Consider the following 23,225-nt stretch of genomic DNA (forward strand, 5'->3'; position numbering starts at 1 on the left):
CATGACACAGGAAGACGAGTACCTCGCCAATCTGGCCGCGCTGCGCGAGCAGAACTGGCCGGCCGGCGTGCCGCGCGAGATCCACTACCCGCTGGGCCAGCGCCCGGTGTCCGAGTACCTGCGCGAGCGCGCGCGGCTGCAGCCGGACAAGGCCGTCGTCATCTTCTACGGCCGCACGCTGGGCTTTGCCGAACTCGACGACCTGAGCGATCGCTTCGCCGCGTTGCTGATCGCGCGCGGCGTGCGGCGCGGCGACCGCGTGGCGGTGTTCTTGCCCAACTGCCCGCAGTTCCTCGTGGCGTTTTACGGCATTCTGAAACTCGGCGCCGTGCACGTTCCGGTCAACCCGCTGTTCAAGACCGAGGAGGTGCTGTACGAGCTGCGCGACAGCGGTGCCCAGGTGATGCTGGCGCTCGACCAGCTGATGGATGTGGCGCGCGCCGCACGCGACCAGGGCGCCCTGCGGCACCTGTTCGTGACGAGCTTTGCCGACATGCGCCCCGATGTGCCGACGCTGCCGCTACCGGGCGCCGTTGCGGCCCCTCGCATCGCGTGCCCGGATGCTGAGGACCTGCTGCCTGCGCTCGCAACGGCGCAGCCGGTCCCGCTGCCGGCGCCGGGCCTGGACGACGTGGCCGCGCTGAACTACACGGGCGGCACCACGGGCCTGCCCAAGGGCTGTGTGCACACGCAGGGTGACATGCTCTACACGGCGGCCGCCACGCACGGCATCTCGGTCGGTCTGCACGAGGACGACATCGGCATCGGCATCAACCCCGCGTTCTGGATCGCGGGCGAGAACGCGCTGGTGATCCAGCCCGTGTTCAGCGGCGTCACGGTGGTCATGCTGGCGCGCTGGGACCCGGTGGCCTGGATGATGGCCGTGCAGCACTACCGCGTGAGCTTCGCCGGCCTGGTGCTGGACTCGGCGGTGGAGATCATGGAGCACCCGGATGTGGGCCAGTACTACCTGCGCTCGCTGCGCAGCATGCGCGTGTCCTCGTTCGTGAAGAAGCTCGGCCTGGGTTACCGCGCACGCTGGCGCGAGTTGACCGGCACCACGATGATCGAGTCGGCCTGGGGCATGACCGAGACGCACACCAACGACACGTTCACGCGCGGCATGCAGTCTGGCGATTTCGACCTTAAGACGCGGCCGATCTTCGTTGGCTTGCCGATGCCGGGCACCGAGTTCAAGGTCTGCGACTTCGAGACCGGCGCGCTGTTGCCACTGGGCAGCGAAGGCGAGCTGTGCTGCCGCACGCCGTCGCTGCTCAAGGGTTACTGGAACAAGCCCGAAGCCAACGCCCAGACCTTGCGCGACGGCTGGCTGCACACGGGCGATATCGCGATGCTGGACGAGGCAGGCTATCTGCACTTCCTCGGCCGGCGCAAGGAGATGCTCAAGGTCAAGGGCATGAGCGTGTTCCCGGCCGAGGTCGAGGCGCTGCTGGGCATGCACCCGGCGGTGATGGGCTCGGGCGTGATCGGCCGCGTGGACGCCGACAAGGGCGAGGTGCCGGTGGCCTTCGTGCGGCTCGATCCGGCGCTCGGCGCGGGCCTCACGGCCGATGCGCTACAGGACTGGTGCCGCGAGCGCATGGCGAACTACAAGGTGCCCGAGATCCGGCTCGTGGATCACCTGGTCACGAGCGCGACCGGCAAGGTGCTCAAGGGTGAGCTGACGGCGCTGCTGCAGCAGCAGAGCGGCACGGCGCCGTGATGGCGCAGGCCTACTGCCAGCCGAATAGCTCGTGCGCGGGCCGCGTCTCCGGCAGGATGTAGACCACGCTGCGGCTGTGGCCGAGCATCGGCGCCACCCACTGTTCGTAGAAATTCACCGGCACGACCACGCAGCCCAGCGAGATGCGGTTGTCTTCGGGCGTGGCGGTGTCGAGACGCGCCGCGCGGCGCTCCTGTGAAGGCCCGGGGCGCAGCCGGTGGATGGCGAGCGCCGCACCGTAGTCGACCCACACCACGGGCTCGCCCTTGAGGTTGCGGCCGGGCTGGGCGTTGAAGCGGCCGGCCGGTGTCGTGCGCTCGTGCAGCGCCAGTTGGGACAGATCGCGCTGGTTCAGGTTGGGATCGCCATGGTCGCCGGGGGCCAGGCCCAACAGCGCTGCCGATGCGGCCTGCAGCCGGCCCTGAGCGTCGAATAGGTAGATGCGGGCGGCCTTCTTGTCCACGACGGCAAATGGCAGGCCGGTGTGGTCTTGGGCCTCCATGACCCAATCGGCGACGTAGCGCGCGTCATCAGAGGGGCGCTGGCCTGCGAAGTCTGCCGGTGCGGCGTGGGCAGTGGCCGCCCAAGTGATGGCCAGTGCAGTGGTGCAGTGCAGCAGAAATGATTGCATTGCGCCGCATGCTAGCGGCGTAGGTCACTACTTACAAGGCACAAGCGCCTTGTCCCACAAATGCGTTGAAATCTCGCCGTTCAGCGGGCTGCGGCGTACCGTTCGGCGGGGTCGTAGGCCTGGGCGAAGACCGCTTCCAGCGGCAAAACTTCCGGTAGTACGTAGACCAGCCCACGGCCACCCTGGAACACCGGCCACAGTTCGTTCTCGAAGAACGCCACAGGCATGTTGATGCAGCCGAAGGAGATGCGGTTGTCCTCAGCGCCGGGCGAGGCGAGGCGTTCTAGCCGGCGCTCGCGAGGATCGGTGGCCCGCACGCGGTGCATCGACACGGCGGCCTCGTAGTCCACCCACACCACGTCTTCCGGTGTCGTGTTGCGGCCGGCCTGGGCGACAAAGCGCCCCGCTGGCGTCGTCCGTTCTTCGGGCCGCACCTCGTGGATGGGCTTCTGTCCCACGCCGGCCACCGTGTGGTCGCCGGCCGCAAAACCCAGCAGCACCGGCGTCGCAGCGCGCAACTGCGCATCCGGTGTGAACAGATAGACCCTGGCATTCTTCTTGTCCAGGATCACGAAATGGAGTTGGTGGTTGTCGCCGGAGTCGGCCACCCAGTTGGCAATGCGGCGAACGTCGTCGGATGCAGCTTCGCCGCCGAACTCTGCCCAGCGGGGCACGCGCTGGACTGGGGCGATGGCCAGGGTCTCGACCGTCGCGGCTGCTGTGGGGGGGCCAGGTGGCGCGCCGAAAGGCGTTGGCGGGCCGACGGGCGGCAGCACGAGGGCGAGGACGGCAGCGCCCAGCAGCAAGCCGTATTTGATGCCCGCGAGCGCGTCGTCGGGTTGCGCTTGAGGGTGGAGTGTCGATGCGTGCATGACCGTGTGCTCCGAGATTCGTTGCCCCAATCAAATATGCCCTGCACCGCACCTACCCGATGGGCAGGCCGTGCAGGGCAACAGTGCCGGCATGCAGCAACTCAGTTGCGGTCTGCCTGGGGTGCCAGATCGCCTTGTGCGCCCATGGTCGTGCTGCTACCGGGTGCCGTGGTGGAACCCATGGGAGCAGTCTGGCCGGGCATGGTCGAGTTGTTGTTCATGTTGCTGTTGTTCATGTTGCTGTTGTTGTTGGGCGTACCGTCGGTCGCGCCCATCTGTCCTTGCTGCGGGGTCTGCGTGGTGCCGCCGGTGGTCTGCGCATAGGCCATGCCGATGGCGCCCACGAGGGAGGCAGCAGCGACGAGCGAGGTCAGGGTCTTGGAAACTTTCATGGTATTGCTCCGGTTGTGCAAACCGTCCGGTTTGCGTTGTGGTGGACAAGCCGGTGAGAGCCGGCTGAGTTCAGCTTAGGCCTGTGCGGTGTGCGAACCGTCGGCCCTGCGCCGACGCTGGCGTAGGACGGGACGGCCCACGCCCCTGCGGACATGCGCCGCAGCGCTGACATCCAGCTGTGTAGGACGCACCGTGTGGCGGGCGGTCGCGCGGTCTTTGCGCACAATGGAGCGTCCGTCGATGACTGCTCTTGCCACGGAGTCCCCATGCCCTCACGCGCTTTCGACCTGGCCGTCTGCATCGGCCGTTTTCAGCCCTTCCACAACGGCCACCTGGCGTTGCTGCGCGAGGCCCTGCGCATGGCGCGCCGGTGCGTCGTGGTGGTCGGCTCGGCCTGGCAGGCGCGCACACCGCGCAACCCGTGGACCTGGCAGGAGCGCGCGGAGATGGTCCGCCAGTCACTGCCTGAGGCCGAGCGCGAGCGCATCGAGGTGCTGCCCATGCGTGACTACTACGACCAGCCGCGCTGGGTCGAGGCCGTGCGAAAGGCCGTGGCCGACGCCGTGCCAGACGCCCGCAGCGTGGCGCTGGTCGGCCATTTCAAGGACGCGACCAGCGTCTACCTGCGCGACTTTCCACAGTGGAAGCTGCAGCCCGTGGACAAGCTCGGCCACTACGACGGCACGCCCTTGCGCGAAGCGTTGCTGGCCGCGCCGCCCGGCCAGGCCCAGGCCGCGCTGACGGGCGTCGCAGCCAGCCTGCCGGCCAACACGCTGGAGTTCCTGCGCGCCTGGCTGGACGCGGTGCCCCTGGCCCACCTGCGCGAGGAGTGGCAGGCTCTGGTGCAGGGACGGGCCGAGTGGGCCGGCTCGCCGTACCCGCCCGTGTTCGTGACCGTGGACGCGGTCATCCGCTGCCAGGGCCGCGTGCTGCTAATCCGCCGTGGGCAGGCCCCGGGCAAGGGCCTGCTGGCCGTGCCGGGCGGCTTTCTCGAACAGCGTGACACGGTCTACCAGTCCGCGGTGCGCGAGCTGGAGGAAGAGACCAACCTGGCCTTGCTGGAGCCGGCGCTGCGCAAATGCCTGAAGGAGGTGGCCGTGTTCGACCATCCCGACCGCAGCCAGCGCGGCCGCGTCATCACGCACGCGCACTACTTCGACCTGGGTGATCGAACGCTGCCGGCGGTGGAGGCGGGCGACGACGCGCGCTCGGTCGAGTGGGTCGCCATCGACCAGATCGCGACGCTGGAGGACCAGTTCCATGACGACCACTTCCACATGCTGGACCACTTTCTGGGCGTGACGCAGGGGTGATGCCCCATCCGCACCGGCGCCCGATGTGACGTGATTGCGCATGCGCTTGTTGAAAGGCCACCCCGTCGCGGTCATCGTCATCGCGCAGCTGTTCGGCACCTCGCTGTGGTTCAGCCCGAACAGCGCGGCCGATGACCTGGTGCGCGCCTGGTCGCTCACGACGTCGCAGCTCGGGCACCTGACCAGCGCCGTGCAGATCGGCTTCATCCTGGGCACGCTGCTGCTGGCCACCACGGGGCTGGCCGACCGCTTCCCGGCCAGCCGCATCTTCGCGCTGGCCAGCGTGCTCGGGGCGGCCTTCAACGCCGCGTTTGCGCTCGCACCGCTCAGCCTGGACCAGGCCCTGGGTGTGCGCCTCGCCGTCGGCCTGTGTCTGGCCGGCATCTACCCGCTGGGCATGAAGATGGTGATCGCATGGAGCCAGGGTGGCGCGGGTGCCACGCTGGGCCTGCTGGTGGCCATGTTGACGCTGGGCACGGGGCTGCCGCATGCCGTGCGCGCGGCCGGTGGCGAGCTGCCCTGGCAAGGCGTGGTGCTGACGTCCTCGGCACTGGCACTGGCCGGTGCGGCCGCGATCTGGTGGCTGGGCGACGGGCCCTACCTGAAGCGATCAACGGGGCAACGCACGGCCCGCTGGGGCGAAGCGCTGGGCGTGTTCAAGGCCCCGGCGTTCCGCGCCTCGGCGCTCGGCTACTTCGGCCACATGTGGGAGCTGTACGCGTTCTGGACCATGGTGCCGTTCCTCGTGGCGGGCGCACTGCGCCCGGCAGACAGCGCCGCAGCGGCCCCGGCGGCGCTGGTGTCCGGCCTGTCGTTTCTGGTGATTGGCGCAGGGGCCGTCGGCAGCGTGGCGGCGGGCCGCTGGAGCCGGCGCTTCGGCAGCCCCCGGGTGGCTGCTGCCGCGCTCGCCACCTCGGGCGCGATGTGCCTGGCCTACCCCTGGATCAGCCGCGCCGGGCCGGTGGTGTGCGTGCTCGCGTTGCTTGTCTGGGGCGTGGCCGTGGTGGCGGACTCGGCGCAGTTCTCGGCCATCTCCGCCCAGGCCTGCCCGCCGCACGCGGTGGGCAGCGCGCTGGCGATCCAGAACAGCATCGGGTTTGCCATCACGGTGGTGTCCATCACGCTGGTGACGTCGCATGCGGAACGCTTGGGGCCTGCCGTTGCCTGGCTGCTGCTGCCGGGGCCAGTGGTGGGCCTGTGGTTTTTCAGGCCGTTGTGGGCTCGGGCCATCGGGACGGCTTGATCCGCATCCTGCGCAGCATCGCGATCCATCACGGCCAGCCGAGTACGCGTGCGTTCATGTGGCCTCGGGCCAGTCGGCCGGGATGGCGATGGGCAGGTCCAGCAGCATCTGCGCATAAGACTTGCCCAGCGGATCGGACCGCAGGCTGCAGACGCCGCCGCCGCCCAGCGCGCGGTGCAGCACGAAGTTCAGCGCGTGCAGGCCGGGCACGTCGAAGCGCTCGACCTCGCCTTGCACCAGGTGCGCGAAATACCCGCGCACGCGCTCGGCCGTGAGTTGCGCGCGCAGCAGTGCCAGCAGGGCAGGCCGGCGCGCGATGACGCCGATGTTCTCGTCGTCGCCCTTGTCGCCGCTGCGCGCCCAGGCCAGCGCGACCAGCGGCACCGTCACGGTGGGGCCGCTGGGCAGTGCGGGCTGCTCGGGTAAGCAGGGCTCTGGCGCCGGGTCGGTGTCGGCCGTGGCCTGCGCGGCCAGCGGCACGGGTTCCGCGTGGCCGTCCAGCGTGACCTGCAGCGCCACTGCGGTCTTGGGCACCAGGAACGAGAACAGCTTGACCACGGGCTGCACGTCGGCACGCCCCGAGAACGACGAGCGCGTGCCCGGCCCCATGGAGGTGCCGGCCGAGGCGCATTCGCGTTGCAGGAACTGCAGGCCCCGGGCGTCGGCATGGCGCGCCGCGACGCGCAGCACGACCTCGCGCGTGGGCAACGCCTGCGCCTGCGGGCCGTAGAGCGATTCGCAGCCCAGCAGCTCCACGCAGGTTTCGCTGTAGTCGGCCAGGCCCGCCGCGGCCAGTTGCGCGCGCGTGCGGGCCAGCAGGGCGTCGGCCGTCTTGCGCGCCTTGGCCGGCGCTGCGATGCCGCGGATGGCCATCATGACCTGCAGCTGGTAGCCGTCGCGCCAGGTGCCGTTGGCCTTGTAGGTGGCGGTGGGCGGCCGGCCGCGCGCGCCGCTGACACGCACGGTGCCGGGCGCAGCGGCCTGCACACGCACGTGACGGAAGTCGCAGCTCACGTCCGGCATCAGGTAGTGCGCCGGGTCGCCCACCTCGTAGAGCACCTGCTCGGCCACGGCGCCGGGGTGGATGAGGCCGCCCGTGCCTGCGGGTTTGGAGAGCACGAAGCTGCCGTCTTCGGCCACGTCGATGACCGGGTAGCCGATGTTCTCCCAGCCCGGCACCTGCTGCCAGTCGGTGAACAGGCCGCCCGTGGCCTGGGCGCCGCACTCGATCACGTGGCCGGCCAGCGTGCCGGCGGCCAGGCGGTCCCAGTCCTGCCAGTCCCAGTGGAACGCGTGGGCCAGCGCGCCGACGACGACGGCACTGTCGACGCAGCGGCCCGTGATGACGATGTCGGCGCCCAGCGCCAGTGCCTGCGCGATGCCTTGCGCACCCACGTAGGCGTTGGCCGAGGCCAGCGCGGCCGGTGGCACGGCGCCGGTGTGCAGGTCGCGCAGGCCGGCGGCGCGCAAGGCCTCGAAGCCGGGCAGTACGTCGTCGCCGGTGACGATGGCGATGCGTGGCACCAGGCCCTGCGCGCGCGCTGTGGCCTGCAGCGCGTCGCGGCAGGCAGCGGGGTTCAGGCCGCCGGCGTTGGCGATCACGCGGACGCCCTTGGCGAGGATGTCGCGCAGGTGCGGCGCCATCGCAGCCTGCACGAAGTCGGTGGCGTAGCCCAGGCTGGCGTCCTTGCTGCGTGCACGCGCCAGGATGGCCATGGTGGTCTCGGCCAGGTAGTCGTAGACCAGGTAATGCAGGCCGGGTACCTGCAGCAGTTGCGGCGTGGCGATGGCCGAATCGCCCCAGAAGCCGCTGGCCCCGCCGATGCGCACGGTCTTCACGGGGGTGCCTTCGGCTTCGGAGCGAGCGCCTTCGGGCGGCCGTGCGGCGCTCATGGGGTCGGCTCCGGCTCGATGCGCAGCAGCAGCGCGCCCTTGGCCGCCTGGCCGCCGGCGGTGGCCGCGAGTTCGGCCACGCGGCCGGCGATGGGGGCGGTGAGCTGGTGTTCCATCTTCATGGCCTCCAGCACCACGAGGCGCTGGCCGGCGGCCACCACATCGCCTTCGCGCACGGCGACGTCGACGATGCGGCCCGTCAGCGGCGCGGTGATGGCGCCGCTGCCGTCTGCGGCTTCGCGGCTGCGGCGCGGGTTGGGCCGCTCGAAGGTCCAGGCGCGGCCGGCGTGGAACAGATGCAGCGTCTCGCCCTGCAGCGCGCAGACGATGCTTTCCGTCATGCCGTCGCACTCGGCGCGCAGGGCGGTGCGGCCCGCGTCCAGCCACTGTGCATGGGCGAGCGTGAGGGGCGGCAGGCCGGGGGTGTCCAGCCGCCAGCCGGGGGGCTGCGGCGTCGCGCGCAGTGGCCAGTGGGTGGCGCCGCTGGCCAGTTCCAGCACGCTGGTGCCTGCCAGCGGCGCGGGCGCGATCGGCAACGCACCGGCCGGCTGTTCCAGCCCCAGCAGCGCCAGCGCGGCAAAGGCCAGCGTGCGCGGGCCGGGCGTCGGCCGCTCGGCCAGGCGCGCGCCGAAGCGCTCGGCGACGAAGCCGGTGTGCACGCCGTGGCCCTCGGTGAACACCGGGTCGGCCAGGCAGTCGGCCAGGAAGCCCTGGTTGCTCGGCAGGCCCAGCAGCACGCAGTGCTCAACCGCGCGCAGCAGCTTGCGCCGTGCCTCGTCGCGCGTGGCGCCATGGGCCACGATCTTGGCGAGCATGGAGTCGTAGTGCGGCGACACGGCGCCGCCCTCGGCCAGCGCGTGGTCCACGCGCACATCGAATGCCGCACCGGGCGGGCGCCAGCGCAGCACCGGCCCGGTCTGCGGCAAAAAGCCGGCCGGCACGTCTTCGGCCGTCAGCCGCACTTCGATGGCATGGCCGGTGGGCACGATGTCCTGCTGCTGCAGGCGCAAGGGCTCGCCGGCTGCGATGCGCAGTTGCCAGGCCACGAGGTCCAGGCCGCAGACCGCTTCGGTCACCGCATGCTCGACCTGCAGCCGCGTGTTCATCTCCATGAAGAAGAACTGCGCCGCCGCGCTCGGCACGGGTGTGGCCTCGCTGCCCGCCAAGGGGGCTGTGCCGCCTGGGCGCGGCCCGGCGACGGCACGGCCGTCCGCGTCGAGCAGGAACTCCACGGTCCCCGCGCCGATGTAGCCGATGGCGCGCGCGGCCTGCACGGCGGCCGTGCCCATGCGTGTGCGCAGCACGGCGTCGACGGCGGGCGAGGGCGCCTCTTCGATGACCTTCTGGTGGCGCCGCTGCACCGAGCAGTCGCGCTCGCCGAGGTGGACCACGTGGCCGTGCGCGTCGGCCAGGATCTGCACTTCCACATGGCGTGGCGCACGCACGGCGCGTTCCAGGATCAGCTCGTCCGAACCGAAGGCCGTGGCGGCTTCCGAGCGGGCCGAGGCCAGCGCGGCGGGCAGCGCGTCGGCGCCCTGCACCAGCCGCATGCCGCGCCCGCCGCCACCGGCCGCAGCCTTGACCATGACGGGGTAGCCGATGCCCTGCGCCGCGCGGGCAAACGCTGCATCGCCCTGGTCCCGCCCCTGGTAGCCGGGGATGCAGGGCATGCCGGCCTCGGTCACCAGCCGCTTGGCCTGGGCCTTGTTGCCCATGGCGCGGATGGCCGCGCCCGTGGGGCCGATGAAGACCAGGCCGGCCGCGTCCACGGCGTCGGCGAAGTCCGCGTTCTCGGCCAGGAAACCGTAGCCGGGGTGGATGGCGTCGGCGCCGGCCTGCTGCGCGGCGGCGATCAGGGCGGCGATGTTCAGGTAGCTCTCGCGCGGTGCCGCGGCGCCAATGCAGACGGCGCGGTCGGCGGCGGCCACGTGCGGGCTGTCGCGGTCGGCCTGCGAGTAGACGGCGACCGTGCCGTAACCCAGGCTTCGCACGCTGGCGAAGATGCGCAGCGCGATCTCGCCACGGTTGGCCACCAGCACGGTGTGGAAGGGGCGGATCTGTTTGGTCATGGGGTGGCTCCGGGGGACGAGGCCGCGCGCACGGCGGCAGCGTCGAAGGCCCGGCGCCAGGCGGCGGGGCGCTGGGTGCGAAAGGCGGCGATGCCTTCTGCGCCCTCGTCGCGCATGCAGGCGGCGAACAGGTGGGCGGCGTCGTCCAGCAGCGTGCCCTGGTCTTCGTGGCCGCAGCGGCGCAGCAGGGGCTTGAGCGCGCGGTTGGCACCGGGCGCGCAGGCGCAGATGCGCGTGAGCCATTCGGCGGCCAGTGCATCCAGCGCAGCGCCGTCGGCCGCCAGTGCATCCACCAGCCCCAGGCGCACAGCGGTTTCGCCCTGCACGCGCTCGCCGGTCAGCCCCATGCGCTGCGCCGCGCGCAGGCCCAGCCGCGCCACCACGAAGGGCGCGATCTGCGCCGGGATGATGCCCAGCGTGGTCTCGCTGAGCGCGAACTTCGCGTCTGCCGTGGCCAGCACGATGTCGGCCGCGCAGGCCAGTCCCATGCCACCGCCCATGGCCGCGCCCTCGACCAGCGCGACCACGGGCACGGGCAATGCGGCCAGGCGCTGCATGAAATGGCCGAAGGCGCGGTTGCGCGTGGCGACGGGGTCGTCGCCCGCGGGCTCGGCGTCCAGCCGCGCCTGGAAGTTGCCGACATTGCCGCCCGCGCAGAAGAAGCCCTGGGCGCCGCGCAGCACCAGCGCGCGCACGGCGGTGTCGGCCTCGGCCTGGCCGACGGCCTGCGCCAGCTCGGCCACGACGTCGGGCGCCAGCGCGTTGCGCGTCTCGGGCCGGTTCAGCGTGGCGAACAGCACGCCGTGTTCGCTGCGCAGGAGGATGTGGTCGAACGAAGCCATGGCGCTCAGCGCCCCATGTCCATCAAGCCCATCTTGCGGGCGATGACCATCATCATCACTTCGTCCGCGCCGCCGCCGATGGAGCCCAGCCGGTAGTCGCGGTAGGCGCGTGAGACGCGGTTGTCCCAGGTGTAGCCCATGCCGCCCTGGAACTGCATGCACCAGTCCGCAATCTCCCGGCCCAGCCGGCCGGCCTTGAGCTTGGCCATGGAGGCGAGTTCGGTCACGTCTTCGCCCGCGATGTAGTGCTCGGTGGCGCGGTAGGTCAGCGCGCGCAGCGCCTCCAGCTCGGTCTTGAGTTCGGCCAGCTTGTACTGGATGAACTGGTTGTCCAGCAGCGGCTTGCCGAAGGCGATGCGCTGGCGCAGGTAGTCCGCTGTCTCGTCGATCAGCGCGATGCTGGCCAGCCGCCGGGCTGCGCCATCGAGCCGCTCTTCCTGGAACTGCTGCATCTGGTAGATGAAGCCCATGCCTTCCTCGCCGATGCGGTGGCGCACCGGCACGCGCACCTCGTCGAAAAAGATCTGCGCGGTGTCGGAACTCCACATGCCGAACTTCTTGATCTTCTGCACCTGGACGCCCTTGGCGCGCTGGCCGTTCTCCTTGAGCGGCACGATGATCAGCGACTTGTTCTTGTGCGCCGGGCCGTCCGAGGTGTTGCAGAGCAGGCAGATCCAGTCGGCCTGCGTGCCGTTGGTGATCCACATCTTGCTGCCGCTGATCACGTAGTCGCCGCCATCGCCACCCACGCGTCTGGCGCGGGTCTTGAGCGACGACACATCCGAGCCCGCGCCTTGTTCGGACACGCCGATCGAGGCCACCATGTCCCCCGCAATCGCCGGCGCCAGAAACTCACGCCGCAGCGCGTCCGAGCCGAACGCCGCCAGCGCCGGAGTCGCCATGTTGGACTGCACGCCGATGCCCATGCCCACGCCCTGGGCACGCGCGTAGCCGATGGCCTCGGCGGCCGCCAGCGCGTAGGAGAAGTCCAGCCCCAGGCCGCCGAAGGCCTCGGGCTTGGTGATGCCCAACAGGCCGAGCTGAGCCATCTTTTTGAACAGTGCGTGGGCGGGGAAGATCTCGGCCGCCTCCCATTCGTCGACGAAGGGGTCGATCTCGGTCTCGACGAAGCGGCGGGTGCTGGCGATCAGCGCGTGGTGGTCGGGGGTGTAGAGCATGGGGCTTCCTGCGGTCAGAAACGCGCGACGCCGAACTGCACGGCGCGCGGTGTACGGGCTTGCGCTTCACGCGCGGTCGCCAGCACGAAGGCCAGCACGGCGCGCGTGTCGCGCGGGTCGATCACGCCGTCGTCCAGCAGGTGGCCGCTGGTGTAGAACGCGCTGGCCTGGCGTTCGAAGTTGGCGATGATCTCCTGCTTCTGCGTGGCCAGCGCGGCCTCGTCGACCGGCTTGCCCTTGCGCGCGGCCTGCTGGCGCGCCACGATCTCCAGCGTGGTGGCGGCCTGCTCGCCGCCCATCACGGCCGTGCGCGCATTCGGCCACGAAAAGCAGAACAGCGGCTGGAACGCGCGGCCGCACATGCCGTAGTTGCCCGCGCCGAACGACGCGCCGCAGTACAGCGTGATGCGCGGCACGCGGGCGTTGGCCAGCGCCTGGATCATCTTGGCACCGTGTTTGATCATGCCGGCCTCTTCCGACGCGCGGCCGACGATGAAGCCCGTGGTGTTCTGCAGGAACACGAGCGGCGTGCCCGACTGCTCGCACAGCTGGATGAACTGCGCGGCCTTGGTCGCGCCGGCCGGGTCGATCGGTCCGTTGTTGCTGATGAAGCCGACGGGCTGGTCGTCGATGCGGCCATGGCCGCAGACCGTGGCCGGGCCGTAGTCGGGCTTGAAGTCCAGCCAGCGCGAGCCGTCCACCAGCCGCGCGATGACCTCGCGCATGTCGATGGGCGTCCGATGCTCCAGCACCATCACGCCGGCCAGCTCGGCCGGCTCCAGCAGCGGCGCGACGATGCCTTGCGCCGGCAAGGGCCGGTCCCAGGGCAGGTTGGCCAGGATGTCGCGCGCCAGCGCAATGGCATGCGCATCGTCCTCGGCCACGTACTCGGCCAGGCCGCTGATGCTGGCGTGCATGTCGGTGCCACCCAGTGCCTCGTCGGTGGCGATCTCGCCGGTTGCGGCCTTGAGCAGCGGCGGCCCGGCCAGGAAGGCTTTGGCCTGGCCACGCACCATGACCACCACGTCCGACAGGCCGGGCATGTAGGCGCCGCCGGCGGTGGACGAGCCGTGCACCACGGTGACCACCGGAAGCCCGGCGGCCGACAGCCGCGCCAGCTTGTAGAACATGCCGCCGCCGCGGATGAACTTGTCGACGCGGTACTTGCGCAGGTTGGCGCCGGCCGATTCGACCAGGTGCACGAAGGGCAGCTTGTTCTCCAGTGCGACGTCCTGGCAGCGCATCAGCTTCTGGTTGCCGGCCTCGGTGAGCGCGCCGGCGTCGATGCCTGAGTCGGTGGCCACCACCAGGCAGCGCACGCCCGAGACAAAGCCGATGCCGGCGATCTGCGAGCCGCCGGGCGTGCAGCGCGCCGGGTCCGGGTCGTCCATGCCGTAGCCGGCCAGGTTGCACAGCGGCAGGAACGGCCGGCCCGGGTCCAGCAGGCGCGCCACGCGCTCGCGCGGCAGCAGCGCGCCGCGTTTGGCGAAGCTGGGGGCGGCACGGGCCGAGGCGTCGGCGGCGCGCTGCTCCAGCGCGCGCAGTTCATCGACCAGGGCCAGCATGCCGCTGCGCTGTGCCTGGAAGGCCTCGGAGGCGGGGTGGAGGCGGGAGGTGTAGGGGCGCATGGTGCCGGTGGGGTGGACGGGGGGAATGGCGCGCGTTCGCGGTCGCACAGGATTACAGGGCAGGGCTGCGCGGGTCGCAAACGCAGGGGCGCAAAATGTGCACGATGTGCACACGCGAGGGTTTGCCATGAGCGAGGAGACGCTGCCCGCGCGCGGCGCGCAAAGCACCGAACGCACGCTGGCGCTGCTGCGGCTGCTGGCGGCGCACCATGCCGACGGGCTGCTGCTGCGCGAACTCGTCTGCGCGTGCGGCCTGGACCGCACCACCACCTACCGGCTGCTGGGCGCGCTGGTGCGTGCCGGGCTGGCGCAGCGCGAGCCCGGCACGCGCTACCGGCTGGGCGACGAGGCGCTGGCGCTGGGCCTGGCGGCGCTGCAGCGGCCGCCCGTGATCGCGCGCTGCCTGCCGGTGATGAAGGCGCTGGCGCGGCGTTCGGGCGAGCCGGTGTTCCTGGTCGTGCGCGCGGGCGACGCCAGCCACTGCCTGCACCTGGAAGAGGGGCCACGGCCGGTGCGCGTGTTCATCGATGCGGTGGACACGGTGCGGCTGCTGGGCCTGGGCATTCCCAGCTTCTGCTTCCTGGCGCGCATGGACGACGCCGAGATCGCCGCGCACTACGCGCGCCATGCCGACGCCTACCAGACGCAGCGCATGAGCCTGGCCAAGATGCAGCGCTGGATCCGCCAGGCGCGCGAGCAGGGCTTCGTGCAGATCAACGCCCAGGGCCTGGGGGGCGTGGGCGGGTGGTTCGCGCTGGGCTCGTGCGGCGACGCGGCGCTGGGCATCGTGGCGCCGGCGTCACGCATTCCGAAGGCGCGCGGGCCGGTGCTGGCGGCGCTGTTGCGGGAGGAGATGCGGCGGTTGTAAGGGGGATGGCAAGCCCACGCGGGGAGGATGGTCCGCACACCACGGCAGCCCCGTCCGACCGACCATCGGGTCGGCGCCGCAAGAGCGCTGGCGAGACCGCCCACTAGACTGCCGGCCATGCAGATCTACAAAGTGGGCGGCGCCGTGCGTGACGCCCTGATGGGCCTTCCCGTGCACGACCACGACTGGGTGGTCGTGGGCGCCTCGCCCGAGCAGATGCTGGCCCAGGGCTATCTGCCGGTGGGCAAGGACTTTCCGGTGTTCCTGCACCCGAAGACGCGTGAGGAGTACGCGCTGGCCCGTACCGAGCGCAAGACCGCGCCCGGCTACCACGGCTTTGCCTTCCACGCCGCGCCGGATGTGACGCTGGAGCAGGACTTGGCGCGCCGCGACCTGACCATCAACGCCATGGCCCAGCCGGCCGATGCGCCTGGTCTGGAGGGCGTGGTCGACCCGTTCGGCGGGCAGCGCGACCTGCAGGCCGGCGTGCTGCGCCATGTGTCCGATGCGTTCCGCGAAGACCCGGTGCGCATCCTGCGGCTGGCCCGGTTCGCCGCGCGCTTCGTGGACTATGGCGTGGCGCCCGAGACGCTGGCGCTGGTGCGCGCGATGGTGGCGGCAGGCGAGGTCGACGCGCTGGTGGCCGAGCGGGTCTGGCAGGAACTGGCGCGCGGGCTGACGGAGGCACGGCCCTCGCGCATGTTCGAACTGCTGCGCGAAGGTGGCGCGCTGGTGCGGCTGCTGCCCGAGGTCGACGCGCTGTGGGGCGTGCCGCAGCGCGCCGAGTACCACCCCGAGATCGACACCGGCGTGCACCTGATGATGGTGCTGGACATGGCGGCGCGGCTGCAGGCGCCGCTGGCCGTGCGCTTCGCCTGCCTGTGCCACGACCTGGGCAAGGCCACCACGCCGGCCGACGTGCTGCCGCGCCACATCGGCCACGAGCAGCGCAGCGCGGTGCTGCTGCGCGCGCTGTGCGAGCGATTGCGTGTGCCCAACGATTGCCGCGATCTGGCCGACGTGGTCGCGCGCGAGCACGGCAACATCCACCGCAGCGGCGAATTGGGCGCTGCGGCGCTGCTGCGCTTGCTGGAGAGATGCGATGCGGTGCGCAAACCGGCGAGATTCCGCGAAGCGCTGCTGGCCTGCGAATGCGACGCGCGCGGGCGATTGGGGAAAGACGAGGATGAATATCCGCAGCGCCAGCGCCTCTTGGGCGCATTGGAGGCCGTACTGGCCGTGGTCACCGAGGGAATTGCCAGCGACGCGCTGGCCGCTGGCCGCAAAGGGCCGGAAATCGGGGCCTTGATTCAGGCGGCCCGGCTGCGCGCGCTGCAGGAATATCTGGCGCGTGCGGATTGAGGCGCTGCCGCAAACTCGCCGCCAGCATGGGGGCGGCGGCTGCGGCAGAGAATCAGGCGATCAGAAACGGGGCACGGTCTTTGCCTTCGATCCACTTCGGCGGCTTGCCGCGGCCAGTCCAGGTGTCGTTGGTGGCCGGGTTGCGGTATTTGGGCGCCACCTTCTGGCCGGTACTGCCAGCCTTGGACGCCTTGCGGGGCGCACCGAAGATGTCTTCCGCCGTCAATTCGAAGTCCGCCACCAGGGCGCGCACCTTGGTGATGGCCTCCTGATTTTCACGCTGGCGTGCTTCCTGGATCTGTTTCTCAAGATTCTCGCGTTGCTGCAGAAGTTCTTTGTACGTGCTCATGCTGGGTTCCATTCTCTCGCCATCATTGGCGGGCGAGCGGATTATAGGGAAATTTGAATATGGTCCGAATACTCGAAGACCCTGAGGCCGTATTCAGTACGGATGACAAGGGTTTCTGCGGATCACCCTACACACTGTGGCGAATTGAAGGCGGAGCGGGATATTGGAATCAGTTTGCCGTCAACGCCAGGGCCGCATAATCGCCGACCCGATTTCCCAGGCCGGCGCTGCACAGCCGGGCACCGGTTGTCAATGCGGGCAGATGGGCGGCCAGCGCCGCCTGCAGGCGCGGCAATAACCAGGCGCGGTGGTGCCAGTAGAGGCTTCCGCCCAGGCTGATGCACTCCAGGTCCAGCGTGGCCGTCAGGTTGTAGAGCATGCGGCCGAGCACGCGGCACAGGCCATCGACCTCGGCCAGGGTGGCCGGGTCGCCCGCGCTGGCGCGGTCCATCCAGGTGGCGGTGTCCACCCCGAGTCGCCGCGCGATGGCGTTGCCGGCCACCAGCGACTCCACATCGCCGACGTTGCCGCAGCCACACAGCGCCTGCGTGTCGTCGCTGACGAAGGTGTGGCCGGCATGGCCTGCGTTGCCGTTTTTTCCGCGCAACACGTGGCCGTCCACGCACAGGCCCACGCCGATGCCGGTGCTCCAGGTCACGTAGGCGCAGTGGTCCAGGCCTTGCAGTGCGCCCCAGCGGCGCTCGGCCTGCAGCGCGGCCACACAGTCGTTTTCCACCTGCAACTGGGCGAAGCGCAGAGCGAGCGGCGCCTGCAGCGGCACGCTGGTCCAGTCGTTTGGCAGGCCGCGCGCCGGGCCCGCCAGCCCGCCGCACAGGTTGGGCATGGCCAGTTCGATGCAGCCGTCGTGCCGCACGAACGGGCCGGCGGATGCGACACCAGCGGTCTGCACGTCACAGGGCGCGACACCGGCCTCGGCGCAAGCCGCATCCACCATGCGCAGCACCTGCTGCGCCAAGGCGTCGGGGGCGCCGCGGTTGGCGGTGGGCTCGCTGCGCCGGGCCAGCAGGACGGGCAGGCCGTCGGCGCCCGGGCGGCCGTCGGACAGGCCGACCGCCACCTTGGTGCCACCGATGTCCACGCAGGCACGCATGGGCCGCGCACCCATCAGATCAGCTTGGCGACCAGACTGGCCACGGCGCTCAGCAGCACGGTGCTCATCACCGGCAGGAACCACACGCGCCCGAACAGCTTGAAGCGCAGGTCGCCGGGCAGCTTGCCAAAGCCCAGCTTGGAGAGCCACGGCTGCAGCCAGCTGATCAGCAGCAGCGCGAGCACGATGACGAGCAGCCAGCGCAGCATGTCAATGGCGCCCGGCCGCCCGAAGCCCTTGACGCGGCCCCTCGGGGGGCAGCGATACGCGCAGCGATGAGCGTGGGGGCTTCATTTTCTAAAGGGTATGGCTGCGGTCGCCGTTCGAGAAGCCGACAGCTTCCCAGGGCGCGACGCCCCGGGACAGCCCCAGCACCTTGAACAGCTCGCCCATCTCATGTTCGGCGATCAACCGGTGCGCCATGCTGCGGGTGGCCAGCGGCGCTGCTTCCATCATCGGCACGATGCCGCAGTTGAGCAGGAAGCGCGCCTGGCTGGTGTAGCCCAGCACGTCCCAGCCGGCGTCCTGCGCGGCGACGGCAACGCCGGTGAAGTCCACATGCGCCGTGATGTCCTTGGCGCCCACGTCGACCAGCGGGTCCGCATCGGCGCGGTGCGCCTGGTGGCACATCACCGTGCCGCTGCTGCGCTGCGGGTGGTAGTACTCGGTTTCGGGGAAGCCATAGTCGATGAAGAACGCCGCGCCACGCGTGACGTGGTCCGCCAGCGTGCGCACGAAGGCCTGGGCCTGGGGGTGGATCTCGGTCAGGTAGTCGTGCGGGCCGGCCATGTCCACCGGCGGGCGCAGCGCGGTCGGCCGGTCTTGCCAGGCAAAGCCGTCGCCAGCCCACACGACGCCGCGCTCGTGCCACCTGCCTGCCGAGCGCTGCAGCAGCTGCACCGGCATCGCGTCCAGCACCTCGTTGCCCACCAGCACGCCGGCCATGTGCTCGGGCAGGCGGTCGACCCACTGCAGCTTGTCGGCATGCTGGGACAAGGCCAGCTGCTGGCGCGCGCGCAGACTGCCCGACAGGTCGACGATGGTGTAGCGGCGCACCGCTTCGCCCAGTGCACCGAGCAGCTGCAGGGCCAGCGCGCCGGTGCCGGCGCCAAACTCCCACACCTCATCGGTGCCGGTGGCCCGCAAGGCCTCGCCGATCTGCGCCGCCAGCGCCCGGCCGAACAGCGGCGACATCTCCGGCGCGGTGACGAAGTCGCTGCCGCCCGCCGGCATGGCGCCGAACTTGGGCAGCGCGTTGGCGTAGTAGCCCAGGCCCGGCGTGTACAGCGCCAGCGCCATGAAGCGGTCGAACCCCAGCCAGCCGCCGGCCTCGTCCAGGTGCCGCCGGATAATCGGCAGCAATCTGTCAGGACGGTCTTCAGGAAGGGGTGTGGGCGCCATGGGTGACGAAAGAGAGCGAATGTCCGGCGAGTCGATGGGCTGGCGCAAGCAGCTTGCGCTGCCAGCCGGCGCCACGCCGCAATGGGCCGTGATTATGCGGCGCGGGCCTGGCCATGCGCCGCACGTCCATGGCTGACCAGGTCCTGGTCACCGGCGGCGGCCAGCGGCTGGGTGCGGAGCTGGTGCGCGCCTTCGCGCAGGCCGGCTGGCGCGTCTGGTGCCACTTCCAGCATTCACGCGAACAGGCTGCGGCACTGCAGGCCGAGCTGCGCCACGCGGGCTGCAGCGTCGACCTCGTCCAGGCCGACCTGGCCGAGCCGGCGCAGGTCACCGCGATGATGGCCACGATCGAGGCGGCCGGCGGCCCACTGCGCACCGTCGTCAACAACGCCTCGCTGTTCGAGCCGGACACGGGGCTGGACTTCGACCCCGGCAATGCGCGGCGCCAGTTCGAGGTCAACCTGATCGCGCCGCTGCTGCTGGGCCGCGAACTGGCGCGGCAACTGGCCCGCCACGCGCTGCCCGATGCGTGCGTGGTCCACGTGCTCGACCAGAAAGTGTTCAACCTGAACCCAGACTACTTCTCCTACACCTTGTCCAAGCTGGCGCTGGAGCGCGCGGTGGCCTTGCAGGCACAGTCGCTCGCGCCGGCCGTGCGCGTGTGCGGCGTGGCACCGGGGCTGATGTATGTGAGCGGGCCGCAGACGGCGGCGAATTTCGAACGCGCCAGCCGCGTCAACCTGCTGCGCCGCCCGACCGACCCGGCCGATGTCGCGCGCACCTGCCTGTTTCTGGCCAGCACGCCCGCCATCACGGGCGTGACCGTGTGTGTGGACAATGGCCAGCACCTGGTGCCCCTGGAGCGCGACGTGATGTTCATGGTGGACGAATGCTTCAAGGAGGATGCACGTGTTGTCAACGAGCGCTGAGTCCCTCGGCCTGCTGCAGACCTGCCGCAAGCTGTTCCTGCGCCGGCACGAGGTGCAGGTGCGCATCGGTGTGCATGCGTTCGAGAAGGCGGCGCCGCAGCGCCTGTGGATTGACGTGGCGCTGTATGTACCCTACGCGCAGTCGACCCCGGCGCGCGACCACATCGACGAAGTGGTGGACTACGATTTCGTGCGCGCCGTCATTGCCGAGCGCATCGCGCAAGGCCATGTCGAGCTGCAGGAGACGCTGTGCGACGACCTGGTCGCGCGACTGCTGCAGCACCCCGGCGTGCAGGCCGTGCACCTGGCCACCAGCAAGCCCGATGTGTACCCCGATTGCGAGGCGGTTGGCGTGGAGGTGTTCCGCGCGAAGCCGCATGCCGACAGGCCGGTGCCATCGTGAGCCTGCACCCCGCGCCCCCGTCGGGCAGGCAGATCCTCACGCTCACCGGGCTGCGCTTCGACGCCAACCTGGGCATCCTCGATTCCGAGAAGACCGCGCCGCAGCCGATTCTGGTGGACACCGAGCTGAACCTGGGCACGCAGCCCCTGCGCCCGCGCGACGACGACATCACCCATGTACTGGACTACCGCAAGGTGCGCCAGATCATCATCGATGAATGCACGGCCGAGCATGTGAACCTGCTGGAGAGCCTGATCGGCAAGCTCGCGCAGCGGCTGATGCAACTGCCCGGCGTGCTGGGCGTGCGCGTGAAGATCGCCAAGCTGGAGATCTTCGCGGACTGCGAAGTGGCCATCCGCATCGAAGCCGGGCAGTGGTGAATAGACCCCGGCCGGGCGCGCCGGGCGCCACATGGCGGAAAATCCCGCCCTTGCCCCTGAGGATGCCCGCATGAATGCCGTCTGGACCGACGAACCCGCCACCGCCACGCCCCCGCCGACCGGCGAACGCTTCAAGATCGAGCGCGAAACCCACAAGCTGGAAAAGCGCCTGTGCCGCCTGATGGGCCAGGCCATCGTCGACTACAACATGGTCGAGCAGGGCGACAAGGTCATGGTCTGCATGTCCGGCGGCAAGGACAGCTACGCCATGCTGGACATCCTGCTCAAGCTGCGTGCGCGCGCCCCGATCACGTTCGACATCGTGGCCGTGAACCTGGATCAGAAGCAGCCCGGCTTTCCGGAACACGTGCTGCCCGAGTACCTGCGCAGCACCGGCGTGCCCTTTCACATCGAAGAGCAAGACACCTACAGCATCGTCAAGCGCGTGATCCCCGAGGGCAAGACCACCTGCGGCCTGTGCAGCCGGCTGCGGCGCGGCATCTTGTACCGCGTGGCCGACGAGCTGGGGGCGACCAAGATCGCGCTCGGCCACCACCGCGACGACATCCTGCAGACGCTGCTGCTCAACATGTTCTTTGCCGCCAAGTTGAAGAGCATGCCGCCCAAGCTGGTCAGCGACGACGGCCGGCACATCGTGATCCGCCCGCTGGCCTATGTGCCCGAGCGTGAGCTGGTCCGCTGGGCCACCCACCGCGCGTTCCCGATCATCCCGTGCACGCTGTGCGGCAGCCAGGAAAACCTGCAGCGCAAGCAGGTCGCCAGCATGCTGCAGGAGTGGGAGAAGAAGTACCCCGGCCGCGTCGAGAACATGTTCAGCGCGTTACAGAATGTCGTGCCTTCGCACCTGCTGGACGGAACCCGCTACGACTTCAAGGGTCTGAAAACCACCGGCGTGCCCGACCCCGAAGGCGACAAGGCCTTCGATTCCGAAGAGATCGCGGCGCCAGCTGCGTCCGTGCTGCAGATCGTCCGCCTTTGACGGCAGCAGCCGGCGCGGTTCACACCATCGAGGAGGCAGCCAGCATGCGGGTTCACCAACGTTTTCAGTGGTTTGCGGCCTTGGCCGCGGTCGTGCTGTTGTCTGGCTGCGCCACCAGCTTGATCGTCGACAACGATGTGCAGACCTTCTCGCAGCTGCGCACCATGCCGCAGCCTGCCACTTACCGCTTCGAGCGCCTGCCGTCGCAGCAGGCCCTGGCTGGCGGTGCCCTTACACAGCTGGAAGCCGCTGCCGAGCCGGCACTGGCCAAGGCCGGCTGGGTGCGCGACGAGGGCACGGCCCGCTTCAGCGTGCAGGTCGGCACCGTGGTGCAGAACAACGTGCAGGTGGTCGACCCCTGGGCCTACAGCCGCTTCGGCCCCTATGGACGGCGGTGGGCCGGCGCCGGCTTCTACGGCCCGGCATGGGGTGTGGGCTGGCAGACCGGCTATGACAACAGCTTCGCGCAGCGCGAGGTCAGCGTCATCATCCGCGACCTGTCGAACCAGCAGGTGGTGTATGAGACGCGCGCCGTCCATTCGGCGCGCTGGCCGGGCGACCCGGCACTGCTGACGCCGATGTTCGACGCCGCGCTCAGCAGCTTTCCGCAGCCGCCGGCCGGCGTGCGGCGCGTCAACATCGAAGTGCCGCTGGAGAAGAAGTAGCGCTCAGTGTGCGTAGGTGGCGGCGAATCGCTGCTGCAGGTACTGCCCGGCCGTGATGGGCGCGTGCCGCGGCGCCTCGCCAGCCGGCACGCAGGACGCGATGGCACTGACCAGCGCGTCTGGGTTCGGGTCCAGAAAGAACGCGATCGAATAGCGCTCCTGCGCTGGCGCCAGCACGCGGTGTGGCGTGGACACATAGACGTCGTTGGACCAGCGCATCAGGCAGTCGCCGATGTTGCACACGAAGCTGCCGGGCACCGCCGGCACGTCGACCCAGATGCCGTTGCGGTTGCGCACCTGCAGGCCCGCCACGCCATCGGTTGCCAGTAGCGTCAGGTTGCCGTAGTCGGTGTGGGCGCCGGCGCCGGCCTGGCCGCGTGGCGCATCGGCGTCGGGGCGTGCCGGGTAGTGCAGCAGGCGCAGCGTGGCCTGGGGCCGGTCCAGCTTGTCGTCGAAGAAGTCCTCTGGCACGCCCAGATCGAGCGCGAATGCGCGGTGCAGGCGCCGCCCCACGGCCAGCAGCGCGTCGAAATACGCCTGCACCGGCGCGCGCCAGTGCGCCAGCGGCGGCCAGACGTTGGGCGGCCGCGAGGCATCGTCCGTCCACACCAGGTTGTAGGCTTCCTTGAGGTCGGGGCCGGTGGCCGCGTCCAAGGCCTCCACGCCCAGCCCGACGTAGCCCCGGTTGTGGCCGTGGCGTGCGATCGCCAGCGCGCGCTTGGCTTCGGCCGGCAGCGCGAACACCGTCTGCGCCGCGGCAAAGGCGCCGGCCGTCGTGGCGGCGGGTACGCCATGGCCGTCGACCACGAAGAAGCCGGTATCGCGGCACGCGCGGCCGATCTGCTGCGCCACGGCCAGGTGGTCCGGGGCGTGCGCGCTGGCCAGCGCGCTGATGTCGATGCGGGGGATGCTGTCCATGCCGACGAGCATAGTTCGAGCGCCTGCGGCGCTGCAAAGCGCCCCGGCCGCTGG

23 protein-coding genes are annotated in these 23,225 nt (G+C 70.3%); 10 read left to right on the top strand and 13 right to left on the bottom strand.

Annotated features, from left to right (window positions below):
- The first annotated feature begins 1 nt into the window (after position 1).
- The gene (locus AC099J_RS03050) at positions 2-1,723 is read left to right on the top strand and encodes an AMP-binding protein (RefSeq protein ID WP_479613718.1); all 1,722 of its coding nucleotides are present in this window, start codon (positions 2-4) and stop codon (positions 1,721-1,723) included.
- Between the two features lie 10 nt (positions 1,724-1,733).
- Here the strand turns inward: AC099J_RS03050 and AC099J_RS03055 are convergent, their stop codons facing one another.
- The 3 genes from AC099J_RS03055 to AC099J_RS03065 form a co-directional block, all read right to left on the bottom strand.
- Entirely contained in the window at positions 1,734-2,354 is a 621-nt protein-coding gene (locus AC099J_RS03055; protein WP_479613719.1) for a L,D-transpeptidase, read from the bottom strand.
- Positions 2,355-2,434: 80 nt separating this feature from the next.
- On the bottom strand, positions 2,435-3,226 hold the full coding sequence (locus tag AC099J_RS03060; RefSeq protein WP_479613720.1) for a hypothetical protein: 792 nt from the start codon (positions 3,224-3,226) through the stop codon (positions 2,435-2,437).
- A 101-nt stretch (positions 3,227-3,327) separates the two neighbouring features.
- Positions 3,328-3,618 carry a hypothetical protein gene (locus AC099J_RS03065; protein WP_479613721.1) on the bottom strand — a complete coding sequence of 97 codons (291 nt, stop codon included), beginning with the start codon at positions 3,616-3,618 and terminating at the stop codon, positions 3,328-3,330.
- A 267-nt stretch (positions 3,619-3,885) separates the two neighbouring features.
- Between AC099J_RS03065 and AC099J_RS03070 the strand changes: the two genes are divergently transcribed.
- A complete protein-coding gene (locus AC099J_RS03070; protein ID WP_479613722.1) occupies positions 3,886-4,932 on the top strand; it encodes a bifunctional nicotinamide-nucleotide adenylyltransferase/Nudix hydroxylase in 1,047 nt (348 codons plus the stop codon).
- A 40-nt stretch (positions 4,933-4,972) separates the two neighbouring features.
- Positions 4,973-6,175: an MFS transporter gene (locus tag AC099J_RS03075; protein ID WP_479613723.1), complete on the top strand. Its 1,203-nt coding sequence runs from the start codon at positions 4,973-4,975 to the stop codon at positions 6,173-6,175.
- Between the two features lie 54 nt (positions 6,176-6,229).
- Here AC099J_RS03075 and AC099J_RS03080 read toward each other — a convergent pair whose 3' ends face one another.
- From AC099J_RS03080 to AC099J_RS03100, 5 genes are read right to left on the bottom strand one after another with little or no spacing between them, the layout of a single operon-like run.
- Positions 6,230-8,068 (bottom strand): acyclic terpene utilization AtuA family protein, encoded by a 1,839-nt coding sequence (locus AC099J_RS03080; RefSeq protein ID WP_479613724.1) that lies wholly within the window; start codon positions 8,066-8,068, stop codon positions 6,230-6,232.
- Positions 8,065-10,137 (bottom strand): acetyl/propionyl/methylcrotonyl-CoA carboxylase subunit alpha, encoded by a 2,073-nt coding sequence (locus AC099J_RS03085; RefSeq protein WP_479613725.1) that lies wholly within the window; start codon positions 10,135-10,137, stop codon positions 8,065-8,067. Before AC099J_RS03085 ends, AC099J_RS03080 begins: the two co-directional genes overlap by 4 nt.
- Complete coding sequence (locus tag AC099J_RS03090; RefSeq protein WP_479613726.1) at positions 10,134-10,979, bottom strand: enoyl-CoA hydratase/isomerase family protein; 846 nt, start codon at positions 10,977-10,979, stop codon at positions 10,134-10,136. The genes AC099J_RS03085 and AC099J_RS03090 overlap by 4 nt, the downstream gene beginning before the upstream one ends.
- Positions 10,980-10,984: 5 nt before the next feature.
- Complete coding sequence (locus AC099J_RS03095; protein WP_479613727.1) at positions 10,985-12,157, bottom strand: acyl-CoA dehydrogenase family protein; 1,173 nt, start codon at positions 12,155-12,157, stop codon at positions 10,985-10,987.
- Between the two features lie 14 nt (positions 12,158-12,171).
- Positions 12,172-13,785, bottom strand: a complete 1,614-nt coding sequence (locus AC099J_RS03100) for an acyl-CoA carboxylase subunit beta (RefSeq protein WP_479613728.1) — start codon at positions 13,783-13,785, stop codon at positions 12,172-12,174.
- A 127-nt stretch (positions 13,786-13,912) separates the two neighbouring features.
- On the opposite strand from AC099J_RS03100, the gene AC099J_RS03105 reads away from it, so the two are divergent.
- Complete coding sequence (locus AC099J_RS03105; RefSeq protein ID WP_479613729.1) at positions 13,913-14,653, top strand: IclR family transcriptional regulator; 741 nt, start codon at positions 13,913-13,915, stop codon at positions 14,651-14,653.
- Positions 14,654-14,770: 117 nt separating this feature from the next.
- Entirely contained in the window at positions 14,771-16,015 is a 1,245-nt protein-coding gene (locus tag AC099J_RS03110; protein WP_479613730.1) for a multifunctional CCA addition/repair protein, read from the top strand.
- A 52-nt stretch (positions 16,016-16,067) separates the two neighbouring features.
- Here the strand turns inward: AC099J_RS03110 and AC099J_RS03115 are convergent, their stop codons facing one another.
- From AC099J_RS03115 to AC099J_RS03130, 4 genes are all read right to left on the bottom strand, one after another.
- The gene (locus AC099J_RS03115; RefSeq protein ID WP_479613825.1) at positions 16,068-16,364 is read right to left on the bottom strand and encodes an H-NS histone family protein; all 297 of its coding nucleotides are present in this window, start codon (positions 16,362-16,364) and stop codon (positions 16,068-16,070) included.
- Between the two features lie 169 nt (positions 16,365-16,533).
- On the bottom strand, positions 16,534-17,475 hold the full coding sequence (locus tag AC099J_RS03120) for an ROK family protein (RefSeq protein ID WP_479613826.1): 942 nt from the start codon (positions 17,473-17,475) through the stop codon (positions 16,534-16,536).
- Positions 17,476-17,489: 14 nt separating this feature from the next.
- Positions 17,490-17,684 carry a DUF2905 domain-containing protein gene (locus AC099J_RS03125; protein WP_479613731.1) on the bottom strand — a complete coding sequence of 65 codons (195 nt, stop codon included), beginning with the start codon at positions 17,682-17,684 and terminating at the stop codon, positions 17,490-17,492.
- Between the two features lie 88 nt (positions 17,685-17,772).
- Positions 17,773-18,876, bottom strand: coding sequence for a class I SAM-dependent methyltransferase (locus AC099J_RS03130; RefSeq protein ID WP_479613732.1), 1,104 nt, complete (start codon positions 18,874-18,876; stop codon positions 17,773-17,775).
- A gap of 128 nt (positions 18,877-19,004) precedes the next feature.
- Here AC099J_RS03130 and AC099J_RS03135 point away from each other — a divergent pair, with 128 nt between their 5' ends.
- The 5 genes from AC099J_RS03135 to AC099J_RS03155 all read left to right on the top strand — a co-directional run bounded on the left by AC099J_RS03135 (position 19,005) and on the right by AC099J_RS03155 (position 22,253).
- The gene (locus AC099J_RS03135) at positions 19,005-19,805 is read left to right on the top strand and encodes an SDR family oxidoreductase (RefSeq protein ID WP_479613733.1); all 801 of its coding nucleotides are present in this window, start codon (positions 19,005-19,007) and stop codon (positions 19,803-19,805) included.
- On the top strand, positions 19,786-20,208 hold the full coding sequence (locus tag AC099J_RS03140) for a dihydroneopterin aldolase (RefSeq protein ID WP_479613734.1): 423 nt from the start codon (positions 19,786-19,788) through the stop codon (positions 20,206-20,208). The genes AC099J_RS03135 and AC099J_RS03140 overlap by 20 nt, the downstream gene beginning before the upstream one ends.
- Positions 20,205-20,588: a dihydroneopterin aldolase gene (locus tag AC099J_RS03145; protein ID WP_479613735.1), complete on the top strand. Its 384-nt coding sequence runs from the start codon at positions 20,205-20,207 to the stop codon at positions 20,586-20,588. Before AC099J_RS03140 ends, AC099J_RS03145 begins: the two co-directional genes overlap by 4 nt.
- Positions 20,589-20,658: 70 nt before the next feature.
- The gene (gene ttcA, locus AC099J_RS03150) at positions 20,659-21,588 is read left to right on the top strand and encodes a tRNA 2-thiocytidine(32) synthetase TtcA (protein ID WP_479613736.1); all 930 of its coding nucleotides are present in this window, start codon (positions 20,659-20,661) and stop codon (positions 21,586-21,588) included.
- Between the two features lie 44 nt (positions 21,589-21,632).
- On the top strand, positions 21,633-22,253 hold the full coding sequence (locus AC099J_RS03155) for a DUF4136 domain-containing protein (protein ID WP_479613737.1): 621 nt from the start codon (positions 21,633-21,635) through the stop codon (positions 22,251-22,253).
- 3 nt (positions 22,254-22,256) lie between these two features.
- Here AC099J_RS03155 and AC099J_RS03160 read toward each other — a convergent pair whose 3' ends face one another.
- Entirely contained in the window at positions 22,257-23,171 is a 915-nt protein-coding gene (locus tag AC099J_RS03160) for an isopenicillin N synthase family dioxygenase (protein ID WP_479613738.1), read from the bottom strand.
- Between the last annotated feature and the right edge of the window lie 54 nt (positions 23,172-23,225).

It is taken from the genome of Rhodoferax sp. RT4P68, assembly GCF_056521305.1.

Excerpts from the sequence above, each read along its gene's own strand:
- AC099J_RS03050 (WP_479613718.1), top strand. The coding sequence starts at position 2 with ATGACACAGGAAGACGAGTACCTCGCCAATCTGGCCGCGCTGCGCGAG.
- AC099J_RS03055 (WP_479613719.1), bottom strand. The coding sequence starts at position 2,354 with ATGCAATCATTTCTGCTGCACTGCACCACTGCACTGGCCATCACTTGG.
- AC099J_RS03060 (WP_479613720.1), bottom strand. The coding sequence starts at position 3,226 with ATGCACGCATCGACACTCCACCCTCAAGCGCAACCCGACGACGCGCTC.
- AC099J_RS03065 (WP_479613721.1), bottom strand. The coding sequence starts at position 3,618 with ATGAAAGTTTCCAAGACCCTGACCTCGCTCGTCGCTGCTGCCTCCCTC.
- AC099J_RS03070 (WP_479613722.1), top strand. The coding sequence starts at position 3,886 with ATGCCCTCACGCGCTTTCGACCTGGCCGTCTGCATCGGCCGTTTTCAG.
- AC099J_RS03075 (WP_479613723.1), top strand. The coding sequence starts at position 4,973 with ATGCGCTTGTTGAAAGGCCACCCCGTCGCGGTCATCGTCATCGCGCAG.
- AC099J_RS03080 (WP_479613724.1), bottom strand. The coding sequence starts at position 8,068 with ATGAGCGCCGCACGGCCGCCCGAAGGCGCTCGCTCCGAAGCCGAAGGC.
- AC099J_RS03085 (WP_479613725.1), bottom strand. The coding sequence starts at position 10,137 with ATGACCAAACAGATCCGCCCCTTCCACACCGTGCTGGTGGCCAACCGT.
- AC099J_RS03090 (WP_479613726.1), bottom strand. The coding sequence starts at position 10,979 with ATGGCTTCGTTCGACCACATCCTCCTGCGCAGCGAACACGGCGTGCTG.
- AC099J_RS03095 (WP_479613727.1), bottom strand. The coding sequence starts at position 12,157 with ATGCTCTACACCCCCGACCACCACGCGCTGATCGCCAGCACCCGCCGC.
- AC099J_RS03100 (WP_479613728.1), bottom strand. The coding sequence starts at position 13,785 with ATGCGCCCCTACACCTCCCGCCTCCACCCCGCCTCCGAGGCCTTCCAG.
- AC099J_RS03105 (WP_479613729.1), top strand. The coding sequence starts at position 13,913 with ATGAGCGAGGAGACGCTGCCCGCGCGCGGCGCGCAAAGCACCGAACGC.
- AC099J_RS03110 (WP_479613730.1), top strand. The coding sequence starts at position 14,771 with ATGCAGATCTACAAAGTGGGCGGCGCCGTGCGTGACGCCCTGATGGGC.
- AC099J_RS03115 (WP_479613825.1), bottom strand. The coding sequence starts at position 16,364 with ATGAGCACGTACAAAGAACTTCTGCAGCAACGCGAGAATCTTGAGAAA.
- AC099J_RS03120 (WP_479613826.1), bottom strand. The coding sequence starts at position 17,475 with ATGCGTGCCTGCGTGGACATCGGTGGCACCAAGGTGGCGGTCGGCCTG.
- AC099J_RS03125 (WP_479613731.1), bottom strand. The coding sequence starts at position 17,684 with ATGCTGCGCTGGCTGCTCGTCATCGTGCTCGCGCTGCTGCTGATCAGC.
- AC099J_RS03130 (WP_479613732.1), bottom strand. The coding sequence starts at position 18,876 with ATGGCGCCCACACCCCTTCCTGAAGACCGTCCTGACAGATTGCTGCCG.
- AC099J_RS03135 (WP_479613733.1), top strand. The coding sequence starts at position 19,005 with ATGGCTGACCAGGTCCTGGTCACCGGCGGCGGCCAGCGGCTGGGTGCG.
- ttcA (WP_479613736.1), top strand. The coding sequence starts at position 20,659 with ATGAATGCCGTCTGGACCGACGAACCCGCCACCGCCACGCCCCCGCCG.
- AC099J_RS03155 (WP_479613737.1), top strand. The coding sequence starts at position 21,633 with ATGCGGGTTCACCAACGTTTTCAGTGGTTTGCGGCCTTGGCCGCGGTC.
- AC099J_RS03160 (WP_479613738.1), bottom strand. The coding sequence starts at position 23,171 with ATGGACAGCATCCCCCGCATCGACATCAGCGCGCTGGCCAGCGCGCAC.